At 71.3% G+C, this 12,239-nt stretch carries 15 protein-coding genes and 1 pseudogene; 9 read left to right on the top strand and 7 right to left on the bottom strand.

The annotated features are described in order from the left end of the window. Window positions 1-42: 42 nt before the first annotated feature. Both PV682_RS19605 and PV682_RS19600 read left to right on the top strand, forming a co-directional pair. The gene (locus PV682_RS19605) at window positions 43-567 is read left to right on the top strand and encodes a GNAT family N-acetyltransferase (protein ID WP_319731554.1); all 525 of its coding nucleotides are present in this window, start codon (window positions 43-45) and stop codon (window positions 565-567) included. A gap of 111 nt (window positions 568-678) precedes the next feature. After that, window positions 679-1,023, top strand: coding sequence for a PASTA domain-containing protein (locus PV682_RS19600; protein ID WP_319731552.1), 345 nt, complete (start codon window positions 679-681; stop codon window positions 1,021-1,023). Window positions 1,024-1,057: 34 nt separating this feature from the next. Here the strand turns inward: PV682_RS19600 and PV682_RS19595 are convergent, their stop codons facing one another. Both PV682_RS19595 and PV682_RS19590 read right to left on the bottom strand, forming a co-directional pair. After that, the gene (locus tag PV682_RS19595; RefSeq protein ID WP_055722455.1) at window positions 1,058-1,750 is read right to left on the bottom strand and encodes a demethylmenaquinone methyltransferase; all 693 of its coding nucleotides are present in this window, start codon (window positions 1,748-1,750) and stop codon (window positions 1,058-1,060) included. 46 nt (window positions 1,751-1,796) lie between these two features. Further along, window positions 1,797-2,043, bottom strand: a pseudogene (locus PV682_RS19590) (hypothetical protein); the annotation flags it as partial. A 339-nt stretch (window positions 2,044-2,382) separates the two neighbouring features. Here PV682_RS19590 and PV682_RS19585 point away from each other — a divergent pair. Next, window positions 2,383-3,414: a chitinase gene (locus PV682_RS19585; RefSeq protein ID WP_319731549.1), complete on the top strand. Its 1,032-nt coding sequence runs from the start codon at window positions 2,383-2,385 to the stop codon at window positions 3,412-3,414. A gap of 30 nt (window positions 3,415-3,444) precedes the next feature. Here PV682_RS19585 and PV682_RS19580 read toward each other — a convergent pair whose 3' ends face one another. The 3 genes from PV682_RS19580 to PV682_RS19570 all read right to left on the bottom strand — a co-directional run bounded on the left by PV682_RS19580 (window position 3,445) and on the right by PV682_RS19570 (window position 6,155). Beyond that, complete coding sequence (locus tag PV682_RS19580) at window positions 3,445-4,104, bottom strand: hypothetical protein (RefSeq protein WP_319731547.1); 660 nt, start codon at window positions 4,102-4,104, stop codon at window positions 3,445-3,447. A gap of 7 nt (window positions 4,105-4,111) precedes the next feature. After that, entirely contained in the window at window positions 4,112-5,311 is a 1,200-nt protein-coding gene (gene mqnC / locus PV682_RS19575) for a cyclic dehypoxanthinyl futalosine synthase (protein WP_319731545.1), read from the bottom strand. 70 nt (window positions 5,312-5,381) lie between these two features. Then, window positions 5,382-6,155, bottom strand: a complete 774-nt coding sequence (locus PV682_RS19570; RefSeq protein ID WP_319731543.1) for a prepilin peptidase — start codon at window positions 6,153-6,155, stop codon at window positions 5,382-5,384. Between the two features lie 84 nt (window positions 6,156-6,239). On the opposite strand from PV682_RS19570, the gene PV682_RS19565 reads away from it, so the two are divergent. Beyond that, window positions 6,240-7,229 (top strand): hypothetical protein, encoded by a 990-nt coding sequence (locus tag PV682_RS19565; protein ID WP_319731541.1) that lies wholly within the window; start codon window positions 6,240-6,242, stop codon window positions 7,227-7,229. Window positions 7,230-7,263: 34 nt separating this feature from the next. Here PV682_RS19565 and PV682_RS19560 read toward each other — a convergent pair whose 3' ends face one another. Beyond that, window positions 7,264-8,112, bottom strand: coding sequence for a menaquinone biosynthetic enzyme MqnA/MqnD family protein (locus tag PV682_RS19560; protein ID WP_319731539.1), 849 nt, complete (start codon window positions 8,110-8,112; stop codon window positions 7,264-7,266). A 297-nt stretch (window positions 8,113-8,409) separates the two neighbouring features. Here PV682_RS19560 and PV682_RS19555 point away from each other — a divergent pair, with 297 nt between their 5' ends. Further along, window positions 8,410-8,613, top strand: a complete 204-nt coding sequence (locus PV682_RS19555) for a cold-shock protein (RefSeq protein WP_003992177.1) — start codon at window positions 8,410-8,412, stop codon at window positions 8,611-8,613. Between the two features lie 146 nt (window positions 8,614-8,759). Here PV682_RS19555 and PV682_RS19550 read toward each other — a convergent pair whose 3' ends face one another. Further along, the gene (locus PV682_RS19550) at window positions 8,760-9,452 is read right to left on the bottom strand and encodes a helix-turn-helix domain-containing protein (RefSeq protein ID WP_407705704.1); all 693 of its coding nucleotides are present in this window, start codon (window positions 9,450-9,452) and stop codon (window positions 8,760-8,762) included. On the opposite strand from PV682_RS19550, the gene PV682_RS19545 reads away from it, so the two are divergent. The 4 genes from PV682_RS19545 (at window position 9,349) to PV682_RS19530 (ending at window position 12,238) form a co-directional block, all read left to right on the top strand. Next, the gene (locus PV682_RS19545) at window positions 9,349-9,990 is read left to right on the top strand and encodes an AzlC family ABC transporter permease (RefSeq protein ID WP_319731876.1); all 642 of its coding nucleotides are present in this window, start codon (window positions 9,349-9,351) and stop codon (window positions 9,988-9,990) included. The genes PV682_RS19550 and PV682_RS19545 overlap by 104 nt on opposite strands. Further along, the gene (locus PV682_RS19540) at window positions 9,987-10,301 is read left to right on the top strand and encodes an AzlD domain-containing protein (RefSeq protein ID WP_319731535.1); all 315 of its coding nucleotides are present in this window, start codon (window positions 9,987-9,989) and stop codon (window positions 10,299-10,301) included. Before PV682_RS19545 ends, PV682_RS19540 begins: the two co-directional genes overlap by 4 nt. Before the next feature lie 69 nt (window positions 10,302-10,370). Then, window positions 10,371-11,006, top strand: a complete 636-nt coding sequence (locus PV682_RS19535) for a class I SAM-dependent DNA methyltransferase (protein ID WP_319731533.1) — start codon at window positions 10,371-10,373, stop codon at window positions 11,004-11,006. Window positions 11,007-11,248: 242 nt separating this feature from the next. Continuing rightward, window positions 11,249-12,238: a LysR family transcriptional regulator gene (locus PV682_RS19530; RefSeq protein ID WP_319731531.1), complete on the top strand. Its 990-nt coding sequence runs from the start codon at window positions 11,249-11,251 to the stop codon at window positions 12,236-12,238. Window position 12,239: the final 1 nt, after the last annotated feature.

Genomic DNA, 12,239 nt, shown 5'->3' with positions numbered 1-12,239 from the left:
TCTATTCAGCAGAATTGATCACCCGGCTGAAGGGTTGCCCCCGTGAACCTGGCTCTTCCCGTAGTACGGCTGCGCGTTCCCACCGACGAGGACGCCGTCGCCTGGCACCGGACCTTCGACCACCCGGACGTCATGGAGTACCACGGGGGTAGAGCGGCAGAACTCTCGGAGTACGAGGAGCTGACGGCCCGCCAGCGGCGGCACGACGCCGAGCACGGGTTCTGCCTGTGGACCATGCTCGACCGCGAGGGCCGGGTGATCGGCTTCACGGGGGCCCAGCCGTGGCCCCGCACGTGGGGTCCGGTGGGCGAGATCGAGATCGGCTGGCGGCTGGGCCGGGAGTACTGGGGCCGGGGGTACGTCACCGCCGCCGCGCAGATGACGCTGGAGCGGGTGCGGTCGGCGGGCGTACGCGGGGTCGTCGCGATGGTCGACGCCCAGAACGAGCGCTCGATCGCGGTGACGCGGCGGCTCGGGATGCGGCTCGGGGAGGTCTTCACCACGCCCGACTCCCACCGCACGGGCCACTGCTACCGCCTCGATCTCGAAAGTGGTAACTCTCAGTAGTCAAGCGCCGCGAAATTGTCGCACAGCGCTTCCGGACGGCACCCTCCGGCGGTTACCCTTCCAGTACCGCTGGGGGTGACATCTGTGCTCATACCACCCAAAACACCCGAAGTGCGTGTCCCACGTCTGGTCGGCCTGATGGCGATGGACGCACGCGAGACGGCCCAGGCCCATGGCGTACTCCTGGCCGCCCCCGACCGCCCGGACTTCCCGCGCACGGTCGTGGACTACGTAGTACGCCAGTACCCCCCACCCGGCGCCGAGGTCCCCCGCGGCGCGGTCGTCTCGGTGTGGTTCGACTTCGGCGAGGGGGAGGGCGGGGGCGGCGCGGGCGTACACGAGCCGCGCATACCGCGCCCAGGGGGCGGAGGCTTCCAACGGGAACTGGAGGAGCCGGGGGAGCCGTACGCGGCGGTGGGGTACGGGGGGAGAGAGATGCCGATGGTTCTGAGGTAGGGGGTACGGGAGTACTACGCGGTGAGCGGGATCGTCAGTCCTTGAATCCCCGGTGCAACGTCACCACACCCCCGGTGAGATTCCGCCAGGCGACCTTCGCCCACCCGGCCTCCCGCAGCCGCGAGGCCAGCGCAGGCTGATCGGGCCACGCCCGGATGGACTCGGCGAGGTACACGTACGCATCCGGGTTGGAGGACACCGCACGGGCCACCGGCGGCAGCGCCCGCATCAGGTACTCCGTGTAGACCGTCCGGAACGGCGCCCACGTCGGATGCGAGAACTCGCAGATCACGACCCGCCCCCCGGGCCGGGTCACCCGGTACATCTCGCGCAGCCCCGCGTCGAAGTCCTGCACGTTCCGCAGCCCGAACGAGATCGTCACCGCGTCGAACGTGTCGTCCTTGAACGGCAGCCGCGTGGCGTCCCCGGCGGTGAACGGCAGCCAGGAGTTGCGCCGCTTGCCGACCTGAAGCATGCCGAGGGAGAAGTCGCACGGCACGACATACGCCCCGGCCTGCGCGAACGGCAGCGAGGAGGTGGCCGTACCGGCGGCGAGATCGAGGATCTTCTGGGCCGGCCGGGCATCCACCGCCCGCGCGACCTCCTTGCGCCACCGCCGGTCCTGCCCGAGGGACAGCACGTCGTTGGTCAGGTCGTACCGTTCCGCCACGTTGTCGAACATCGAGGCGACTTCGTGCGGCTGCTTGTCCAGGGATGCGCGGGTCACCCGGCCCATTCTTGCAGCCTCCCCCCAGGGAGCCACGGCAGGGACCTCAGGGCAGCAGCCGCGGCCGTTTCCTCCCGGCCGCGTCCTCCACCCACCCGCACGAACACGGCGATCAGCACCCACCCGACCCCGAAGTACGACTTCGCGTACATCAGGAGGGTGACGTACCCGGCGGACCAGAACGCCTGCGCGAGGGGTATGTCGTCGAGGTCGTACGACCCGGTCTCCCCCTGGCGGGTGAGGGCGTACCAGCCGCCGAACCCCATCGCGGCCGACGCCAGCACGATCACGGCGAGACGCCTACGACCAGGAGGCCGACGGAGAGGGTGGGCACCGTCCACTTCGGCGAGCGTCATGGCGGCGATGAGCGCCTTGTCCTCGTAGGGGACGTCGGCGTAGCCATGGTGGTGCCTCTGCGTTCCATTCAGGAGCGTTTATGTGGACTGAACTCCGTCTTCCGTGCGAGAGACCCATGAGAAACGTTCGCATCTGTTCTTTTGCTGAGGGAACGGGGGAAGCTCCTGCGCGCCGCCCGTCCGGCACGGCAGGGTTGGCCGTTCCGCCGGAAACCCCTTTGTTTCGGCGCCGCTCTCTTCACCGAGACAGACATGATGAAAGTGGGTGCTCACCCGATGCGGAGTCTCCTGGTGCCGCTGTCCGGGCTGACCTGTCTGTTCACGCTGGCCGTGGCGGGCTGCTCGTCCGGCCCGGGCACGACGTCGGACGCGGCGGCGGGGGCGGCGGAACCGGTGTCGTCCCCGTCTAGCCCTTCGGTATCACCCGTCACCACGGGGTACGCCCCCTACGTGAGTGCTACGGAGGCGTCCGCCAACGACTCGGCGGGCTCCCCGGCGACGTACAACCTGGCGTTCGTGATCTCCGACGGCAGCACGTGCACGGCGAGGTGGAACGGGACGGCGGCCGTCGGCGATACGGCGGTGAAGTCCCGCATCGCGCAGCTGACCGCCTCCGGTTCCAGCGTCCGGGTCTCGTTCGGCGGGGCCTCCGGCAAGGAGCTGGCGACGGTCTGCGCCGACGCCTCGGAGCTGGCCGCCGCGTACGGGGCGGCGCTGGACGCGGCCGGTTCGGCGCGGGCCGACTTCGACATCGAGGGCGCCACCCTCACCGACAGCGCCTCGGTCGCCCTGCGCTCCCGGGCCATCGCTCAACTCCAGGAGGAGCGCCCCGAGTTGGAGGTGACCTTCACTCTGCCGGTGATGCCGTCGGGCCTCGACGCGGACGGCCTCGCGCTGCTCGCCTCCGCGAACAAGTACGACGTCCGGGTCGCCGCCGTCAACATCATGACCATGAACTACGGCGAGACCTACACCGGGAACATGGCCGACTACGCGATCACCTCCGCGACGGCCACGCACACCCAGCTGAAGTCCGTCTTCGGCACCGCCGACGGGCCCGCCTGGCACGGCCTCGCGCTCACCTCGATGATCGGCGTCAACGACATCGCGAACGAGACGTTCACGCTCGCCGACGCGGCCCGGCTCCGGTCGTTCGCCGAGGAGAAGGGGATCGCGTGGGTGTCGATGTGGTCGACGTTCCGCGATCAGCAGTGCGTGTCGGACACCGCCGGCCGGGACGACGCGGCGACGAATTGCAGTGGGGTGCGGCAGAATCCGGGTGCGTTCGGCAGGGCGCTCGCGGGTTGACGCCTCAACGCGGGCCCCGCTGCGCCGAGTTCACCGACTCCGGTACAGCAGACGCCCGTTGACGACGGTGGCCACACAGGTGGCGGCCCCCTTCTGGGCGAGGGCGGCTTCGTCGGGGACGTCGAACACGGCGAGGTCGGCCCGGCCGCCGACGGCCAGGGGCGCGTGGACGGCGCCGGGAAGGTCGTACCCCTCGGCGAACGGGTCCAGGTCGGGGCGGTCGCCGAGCAGCGGGCCGGGTGCGCCCTCGATGGTGACGACGGCCAGGCCCGAGCGGGCGATCGCCGGGGCGACGAGCGGGTCGAGGAAGCGGGCGCCGGGTGCCGCGACGGCCGTCGTACCGTGCGCCATCATCCGCTGGATGCCGCGCCGTACGCTGCCGGACCAGCGGGACTCGGACAGTTCCAGTGCGGCCAACTCATCGCCCCAGAGGGGGAGTTCGCCCAGTTCTTCGGCCTCGCGCGGGTCGGGGTGGTAGCAGCGGCGCAGCAGCCACAGGGGGTGCCACTGGCGCAGGCCGGGGGTGAGGGTGCCGGGCCAGCGGCGCACCCGCGCGGCCGGGGCGGCGGCCACGACGTCGTCGTACGCGCCGAAGGCCGTGACGCGGTCGCCGTCCACCGCGACCGCGCCGTTCTCGACCGGGGGCGCCCCTACCGGGAGCAGCAGGGGCGCGGTGTGGATCGTCAGCATCGGGCGCCTAGTTGGACGCCAGGATCTTCAACTCGGGGTGGGCGGTGCCGCCTTCGATCGCCGTGGAGGAGATGTGCGACATCACCCGGGTGTCGACCGGGTCGTTGGCGGGGTCGTCGTGGACGACGAGGTGCTCGTACGTCGTGGCGCGCTGCGCCGGGACGCGGCCCGCCGAGCGGATCATGTCGATCATTTCCTGGAGGTTGGAGCGGTGCTTGGCACCGGCCGCCGAGACGACGTTCTCCTCCAGCATGACCGAGCCGAGGTCGTCCGCGCCGTAGTGCAGGGTGAGTTGGCCCGCGTCCTGCCCGGTGGTGAGCCAAGAGCCCTGGATGTGGGCGATGTTGTCCATGAAGAGGCGCGAAATGGCGATCATCCGCAGGTACTCGAAGATCGTGGCCTGCGTGCGGCCCTTCAGGTGGTTGTTCTGCGGCTGGTAGAGGTACGGGATGAACGCGCGGAAGCCGCCCGTGCGGTCCTGGACGTCGCGGATCATCCGCAGGTGCTCGATGCGCTCGGCGTTGGTCTCGCCGGTGCCCATGAGCATCGTGGAGGTGGACTCGACGCCCAGGTTGTGCGCCGTCTCCATGATCTCCAGCCAGCGCTCGCCGGACTCCTTGAGCGGCGCGATGGCCTTGCGGGGCCGCTCGGGGAGCAGTTCGGCGCCGGCGCCCGCGAAGGAGTCGAGCCCGGCCGCGTTGATCCGCCGGATCGCCTCCTCGACGCTCACCTGGGAGATCCTGGCCATGTGCTCGACCTCGGAGGCCCCGAGGGAGTGGATGACCAGCTGCGGGAACTCCTTCTTGATCGCCGCGAAGTGCTCCTCGTAGTACTCCACCCCGTAGTCCGGGTGGTGCCCGCCCTGGAACATGATCTGCGTCCCGCCGAGTTCGACGGTCTCCGCGCAGCGGCGCAGGATGTCGTCGAGGTCGCGGGTCCACCCCTTGTCCTTGGCCTTCGGCGGGGCGTAGAACGCGCAGAACTTGCACGCCGTGACACACACGTTGGTGTAGTTGATGTTCCGCTCGATGATGTACGTCGCGATGTGCTCGGTACCCGCGTACCTCTTGCGGCGTACGGCGTCGGCGGCGGCGCCGAGCGCGTGCAGCGGGGCGTCGCGGTAGAGGTCGAGCGCCTCCTCGGGGGTGATCCGGCCACCGGCCGCGGCACGGTCGAGGATGGGCTGGAGGTCGGCCTTCTCGGTCACCGGGCGTCCCTTTCGTAAGGGTTGTGGACGGACCGGTCCAGCGTACGCCAGAGGTATGAGGGGACCACGGTCAGGCCGCCCGGGCCCCCACCAGGACCCCCAGTACCGCCCCGGCAATCAGGAACGGCCCGAACGCGATGGTCGTCCCCCTCCCCGACCTGCGGACCACGGCGAGCACTCCCCCGTACCCGGCCCCGAGCGCGAACCCGGCGAACGCGCCGAGGAGCACCGTGTCCCACCCGTACCACCCCAGTACGGCCCCGAGCCCGACCGCGAGCTTCGCGTCCCCGTACCCCATGCCCTCCGGGTTCAGCAGGTGCAGGACGAGGATCGCGGCGCCGAGGACGACGGCCCCGAGCAGCGCGGTCATCCACTCCCCGGCGTGGTCCGGGACCAGCGCGGCCACCCCCAGCAGCGCGGGCGCGGCCACCGCGAGGCCCTGGGTCAGCGGGTCCGGGAGGCGTCGTACCCGTACGTCGACCGCCGCGAGCAGTACCCAGACGGGGGCGAGCAGGAGCCAGGCGGCGAGTTCGGGGCGGGGGCCGGTGGCGAGGGCGAGGAGGGTGGAGAGGAGGGCGGTGAGTAATACGTAGGGGGTACGGGGTGAGTCGTAGGGGCCGCAGGTCTCGCACCGTGCCGGTCCCAGCCAGCCGCGCAGGGGGTGACCTGAGGGGCACTCCCGCCGCCACCCCTCGGCCTCGGCGTCGGTGTCGTCCTCCGGGTCCTCCTCCGGGTCCTCCTCCAGGGGTACGGAGAACCGGTACGCCGCCCGGGGCAGTACCCCGCCCGCCAGCGCACCCCATACCGCCGCCGCTCCGGCGGTCGCCCACAGCTCGCTCACCACGGACCGATCCTGCCCCACCCCCGGCCGTCACTCCCCCACGGTTCCTCCGCGAGAGCCCGCCAACTCCCGTGCCATGATCCCGAAATGGACCTACTTCCGATCAACGGAGCCACCCTGGCCGCCGAGCCGACCGTCCTGGCGTCGGTGCGGACCATCAGCGCGCAGTACGGCGTGGACTACACGGACGACCGGGCCGTGGCCGCGATGTTCGAGGAGCGGCGGGAGGCGCTGCACTGGAGTCAGCGCGGCCCGCTCGTCCGGCTCGGCGGGCTCGCGCTGCTGGTCGGCGGGGTGTGGCCGTTCATCGGCCCGGAGGTCCCGGCGCTCGCGGACGCCCCGGCTCTCGCCTACGGCCCTGCCGCGCCGGTCCTCGCCGTCGGGATCGCCTGCCTGATATCCGTGCGGTCCCGCTGGAAGAGGGAGCTGGAGCATCCGGCGCTGGTCGGCTACCGGCACGTCCTGGGCGTGGCGCGGTCGCGGGGGCTGCCGGTGACCCATGTACCCGCGTGGTTGGAGGGGCGGTCGGGGTACGGGGGTGGCAGACCGACGGTCCCGGTGCCGATGTACCGGCCGACGGGCGGCGAGCCCTCTCATACCCCTGCTACTTCAGCGGGACCGTACGCCGGTCCCTACGGCCACCGGGCCCCGGGCGCCCCTGCCGGTCCCTACGGCCACCAGCAGCCCGGCGCCGTGCCCGGCACTCCGAACCCCTACGCCGTCCAGACCGTCCCGCCGGTCCCCGACTCCGTCGCCGCGTACGAGAAGATCGCCGGCCAGGGCGGCTGGCACGACGAGGCCGGCTGCCTCCTCGTCGTCGCCGCCCTGATCGGCGCCGCCTACGGCTGGTGGCAGGGTGTGACGCTCGGCTACCTCGCCCTGGTCCTCCTCCCCCTCGCGGTCTGGGTCTGGCTGGCCGGGAGCAGGCAGGGCAAGGAGAAGGAGCGGCTGCGCGAGGAGGCGCTGGCGTACGTCGAGGCGGTCGCGCGGGCGCAGGCCGCGGGGGCCGCCGTACCCGAACTCTCGCCCCGGCTGCGGAAGTTGCTGGACGAGGAGCAGTGGCTGGGGCGGCGCTGACCGCCCTTGCCGAGCGGGCCTTGCGGGGCGAGCCCTACGGGGTGAGCAGCTGCACCTTGACGTCCGCGGGGAAGCCCGTCGTCGGGCCCACGCGGCGCGCGAACTCCGTGACGGCCTCCAACTGGGGTGCGCCGAAGCGGAAGTCGAGGGTCGTGAAGTACTGCTCCAGGATCTTCTCGTCGAACTCCTCCCAGCGGGCGGCCTGTTCGGCGACCTTGCCGACCTCGTCGAGGGAGAGGTTGCGGGAGGCGAGGAAGGCGCGGTGGACCTCGCGGGTGAGGTCGGGCTCGCGGTCGAGGTAGTCGCGGCGGGCGGCCCAGACGGCGAAGACGAAGGGGAGGCCGGTCCACTCCTTCCAGAGCGTGCCGAGGTCGTGGACCTGGAGTCCGTAGCGCGGCCCGTCGAGGAGGTTGGCGCGCAGGGCGGCGTCACCGATGAGGACGGCGGCCTCGGCCTCCTGCATCATCAGACTCAGGTCGGGGGGGCAGGTGTAGTACTCGGGAGTTACCCCGTACCGCTCGGCGAGCAGGAGCTGGGCGAGCCGGACGGAGGTGCGGGAGGTCGAGCCGAGGGCGACGCGGGCGCCGTCCAGCCGGTCGAGGGGGACCTGCGAGACGATCACGCAGGACATGACGGGCCCGTCGCAGCCGACCGCGATGTCGGGGAAGGCCACCAGCTCGTCGGCGTTGCGCAGGAACTCGACGAGGGTGATGGGGCCGATGTCGAGGTCGCCCTGCACGAGCCGCTCGCTGAGCTTCTCGGGGGTGTCCTTGGTCAGCTCAAGATCGAGCAGCGTGCCCGTTCTCGCGAGCCCCCAGTACAGGGGCAGGCAGTTCAGGAACTGGATGTGGCCGACGCGCGGCCGGGTGCGAGAATTGTCCACATCGCGAGGCTAGACCCCGGTCGGGTACGCTGCGGAGTCACCCCCTCCTTCCCCCGCCGTCAACCCATTGCCCGGGCGTTTCAAACCTCCGGGTGACGTGATCTTGACCTCTATCGCTTTCGGCTGCCTGCGTGCTAGGCTCGCCGCAAGTTGCAGTTTGGTTTCCCTTGCAGTACAGAGCCTGCGGAGCATGTGACCGCGGGCTCTCGACGTTTTCGGAAGTTTGCAGTTGTGCAGCACTGTTTTCACACTTGCAGGTTCTGGAGCAGGGCGACCCTTTGAGCCCAAGGAGGGCTTATGGCTACCGGAACCGTGAAGTGGTTCAACGCCGAAAAGGGCTTTGGTTTCATCGCCCAAGAAGGCGGCGGCCCCGACGTCTTCGTCCACTACTCCGCGATCAACGCCTCGGGTTTCCGTTCCCTCGAAGAGAACCAGCAGGTTTCCTTCGACGTGACCCAGGGCCCGAAGGGCCCGCAGGCGGAGAACGTCACCCCGGTCTGATCCGCCGGGCGACTGCCGGAACCGGCAGCGTGATCGCAGTCTGAGAGCACCACCCAAGGAGCCCCGCGCCGTCCGGCGACGGGGCTCCTGCCTTTCCCGCGGCGCCCCCTCGCGGGCCGGCCCGCGGCGCCGAATTCATTTCCCGTTCACACATGCTGCATGACGAGCACGAACTTCGTTCCGGCCGCCGTCGCCTCGTACGTGTGCGCCACATCTCCGCGATACGACAGGTAATCACCCGGACCGACCTCCACCCCCTCCCCGCGCGGCCCCGCTTTCACGCTTCCCTCGGTGACCACGATGTGTTCCACCGTGCCGGGAATATGCGGTTCGGATTCCCGTACGGTGCCCGGTTCCAGCCATACGTAGTAAATGTCCCGGCGTGCCCCCGGCGGGCTCGCGGACAACAGCGTCGCGAGATAACTGGACTGTTCGGAGTGCACCGTGGGGCCCTCCCCCGCGCGGATGACCTGCACGGGCGCCGAGGGCGGCTCGACGAGCACGCTGAACGGGACGCCGAGCGCCACCGCCAGCGCCCAGATCGTCTCCATCCCCGGGTTCCCGCTCGCCGCCTCCAGCTGGGACAGGGTGGACTTCGCGATGCCCGCGCGCTTGGCCAGCTCGGACAGGGACAGCCCGGTCCTGGCACGCTCCCGCTTCAGCGAGGCCGCGAGCCACTCCTGGGTTACCCCATCCGGGGGTAGTCCACAGGTATCACCCGCCGGCTCCACCCTCCTGCGGGACGTCCTGCTCGTCTGCCTCGCCAGCGGGGTCGTCGGGGTGTCCTTCGGCGCGATCGCCGTGAGCGGCGGGCTGCCGGTGTGGGTGCCGGTCGTCATGTCCCTCGTCGTGTACGCGGGATCGGCCCAGTTCAGCGCGGTCGGCGTACTCCTCGCCGGGGGCGGTCCACTGGCCGCCGCCGCGACCGGGCTCGTCCTCAACACCCGGACCGCCGCCTACAGCCTCGCCGTCGCCGAGGACATCGGCCGCAGTCCGCTCACGCGGCTGCTCGGCGCGCACCTCGTCACGGACGAGACGGTCGCCTTCGCCCTCGCGCAGTCCGACCCGGGCCGCCGCCGCGCCGCGTTCTGGACGTCCGGGATCGCGCTGTTCGCCGTGTGGAACACGGCCGTCGCCGTCGGCGCGCTCGCGGGGCAGGCGCTGGGCGACACGTCCCGGTACGGGCTCGACGCGGCCTTTCCCGCGATCCTCGCGGCGCTCGTCGTACCCACCCTCCGCAAGGACTCCCGCGTCCGGCGGCCCGTCGCCCTCGGTGCGGGCCTCGCCCTCGCGGCGACCCCGCTCCTGCCCACCGGGCTACCTGTCCTCGTAGCTCTGCTGGGGCTCCTCCTGTACGCCCCTGAGGTGACCCCGTGAGTCCGACCGTCGTCGCGATCCTCGTCCTGGCTCTCGGGACGTACGCCTTCCGGCTGACGGGGCCCCTCCTGCACGGGCGGGTCACGCTGCCGGCGCGGGTCCAGGAGCTGCTGTCCGCCGGGGCGGTCGTCCTGCTGGTCGCCCTGCTGGCGACGGGGGCGCTGACCGAGGGCGGCGGGTTCTCGGGGTGGGCTCGTCCCCTGGGGGTACTGGCGGGGGTCGGGCTGGCTTGGCGGCGGGCGCCGTTCGTGGTCGTGGTGCTGGGGGCGGCGGGTACTAGTGCGGTACTACGGGGGTTGGGGGTGGGGTGAGAGGGACTGGCGCCGGGGGAGCCTCGTACCCGACGGCGTTGTCAGTGCCGCCGGTTAGGGTCACCCGCCATGACCGACTTCCTCACCACCACCCGTACCTTCTACGACGCCATCGCCGAGGACTACTCCGAGCGGTTCCAGGACGAGCTGGCCAACAGGCCGCTGGAGCGGGCCGTACTGGGGGTGTACGCCGAACTCGTCGGCGCCGGCGGGAAGGTGGCCGACCTCGGGTGCGGTCCCGGCCGGTCCACGGGGCGCCTCGCCGGGCTCGGCCTCGACATCTCCGGGCTCGACCTGTCGGAGTCGATGCTCGCGGTGGCCCGCCGCGAGAACCCCGGGATCCGCTTCGAACAGGGCTCGATGTTCGACCTCCCCTTCCCGGACGGCTCGCTCGACGGCGTCATGTGCTGGTACTCGTCCATCCACACGCCTTCGCCCGAACTCCCCCGCCTCTTCCAGGGCTTCCACCGCGCCCTCGTCCCCGGCGGCCACCTCCTGCTCGCCTTCCAGGTGGGCGACGAACCCCGCCACTACGACCAGCCCTGGGGCCACCCGGTCGCCATCGACTTCCTGCGCCGCCGCCCGGAGTTCATGGAGGGGCTGCTGAAGGAGACCGGGTTCACGATGCTGTCCCGCACGGTCCGGGAGCCGATCGAGGAGGAGAAGACACCGCACGCGTTCCTGATCGCGCAGCGGGTGGGGTAGCCAGCGGGTGGGGTAGCCGCCGGGCGAGGAGCCGGGACTGCTCCCAACTCCCTGAACATCGAGGTCAGTTGCCGTCCCTTTCTGCGTTCTCCCCCTTCTCGCCGGGGGAATTGGTCGGCACCCGCTCCCTTCCCGGGTGGGGAGCGGGTTGCCGCCGTGGGCCCGGGGAAATCGTCGTACGGGCGGGAAGGGGGAGTCAATCCTTGGGATTTGTTGCTGGACCCTAGTGTTTGCTTGGGGGTATGACGCTGGAAGATCTGCGGGTGTTCGTCGCCGTGTGCCGGGCCGGGAGTCTGAGCGCGGTCGCCAGGGAGCTGGGGTGTACGCAGTCGGCGGTCAGCCAGCATGTGAAGCGGCTGGAGCGGGAGTTCGGGGTGGGGCTGCTGGAACGGCGGCCCCGGGGAGTCGCGGTGACCCAGGCCGGGCGGATCCTGGAGCGGGCCGCCCGCGACGGGATCGCCGGACTCGACCTGGCCGCACGGGAGTTGAGGGATCTCGTCGACGGCGGCCGGGGCTACGTACGGCTCGCCACCGGCGCCACCACCGTGCGGCACTTCATGTCGGACGCGGTCGTCGCCTTCCGCGAGCGGCATCCGAACGTCAACCTCGAATTCCGCACGGTGAGTTCGGGCCGGGGCAGTTTCGACGCGCTCGCGGACGGCACGCTCGACCTCGCGTGGATCACGCTGGGGCCACCGGTACGCGGCATCGAGCAGCGCCGGGTGGTGGAGCTGCCGTGGATGCTCGCGGTGCGCGAGGACGACGAGTTCGCTCGGCGAAAGGCCCTGAACGCAGGCGAGTTGGACGGCATACGGCTGATCCGCCTGCCCCCGAACTCCACCTCGGCCGCCCATCTGGACGCCGCCTGCGCGGAGTCGGGAGTCCGGTTCGCGTACGACACGAGCGTCGCCGACTGGGACACGGCGCTGCTGCTCGCCGAGGTGGGGGTGGGCCGGGCGGTGGTCCCGGCGCTGCCGGGGCTCGCGGCGTCCGGGGCGGGGGCGCTGCGGCTCGTGCCGCTGCCCGGTCTGCGTCCGCTGCCGGTCGGTTGGGCGATGCGGCGCTGGGACGCGCTGAGCCCGCCCGCGCGGGCGTTCGCGGAACTGGTCGTGGAACTGCGCCGGGGGCGGCCCAGAGGCGGCGAACAGCCGGGGCCTCTCCCGCGCGGAGGGCGGACTCGCGGCGACGAACAGGCGGTGCGCCTCCCGCGAAGGCCGGATTCGGGGACGTGAA

Origin of the sequence: Streptomyces niveiscabiei (genome assembly GCF_033794345.1) — a bacterium.
In the GTDB taxonomy this organism is placed as follows: domain Bacteria; phylum Actinomycetota; class Actinomycetes; order Streptomycetales; family Streptomycetaceae; genus Streptomyces; species Streptomyces niveiscabiei.
The sequence above is the reverse complement of the archived record's forward strand: the minus strand, read 5'-3'. Positions and strand labels throughout refer to the sequence as shown.

Bases quoted from the DNA above. Each gene is read 5' to 3' on its own strand.
- PV682_RS19535 (WP_319731533.1), top strand. From the start codon at position 10,371: ATGACCGACTTCCTCACCACCACCCGTACCTTCTACGACGCCATCGCC.
- PV682_RS19580 (WP_319731547.1), bottom strand. From the start codon at position 4,104: ATGCTGACGATCCACACCGCGCCCCTGCTGCTCCCGGTAGGGGCGCCC.
- PV682_RS19530 (WP_319731531.1), top strand. From the start codon at position 11,249: ATGACGCTGGAAGATCTGCGGGTGTTCGTCGCCGTGTGCCGGGCCGGG.
- PV682_RS19550 (WP_407705704.1), bottom strand. From the start codon at position 9,452: ATGACGACCGGCACCCACACCGGCAGCCCGCCGCTCACGGCGATCGCG.
- PV682_RS19555 (WP_003992177.1), top strand. From the start codon at position 8,410: ATGGCTACCGGAACCGTGAAGTGGTTCAACGCCGAAAAGGGCTTTGGT.
- PV682_RS19565 (WP_319731541.1), top strand. From the start codon at position 6,240: ATGGACCTACTTCCGATCAACGGAGCCACCCTGGCCGCCGAGCCGACC.
- PV682_RS19585 (WP_319731549.1), top strand. From the start codon at position 2,383: ATGCGGAGTCTCCTGGTGCCGCTGTCCGGGCTGACCTGTCTGTTCACG.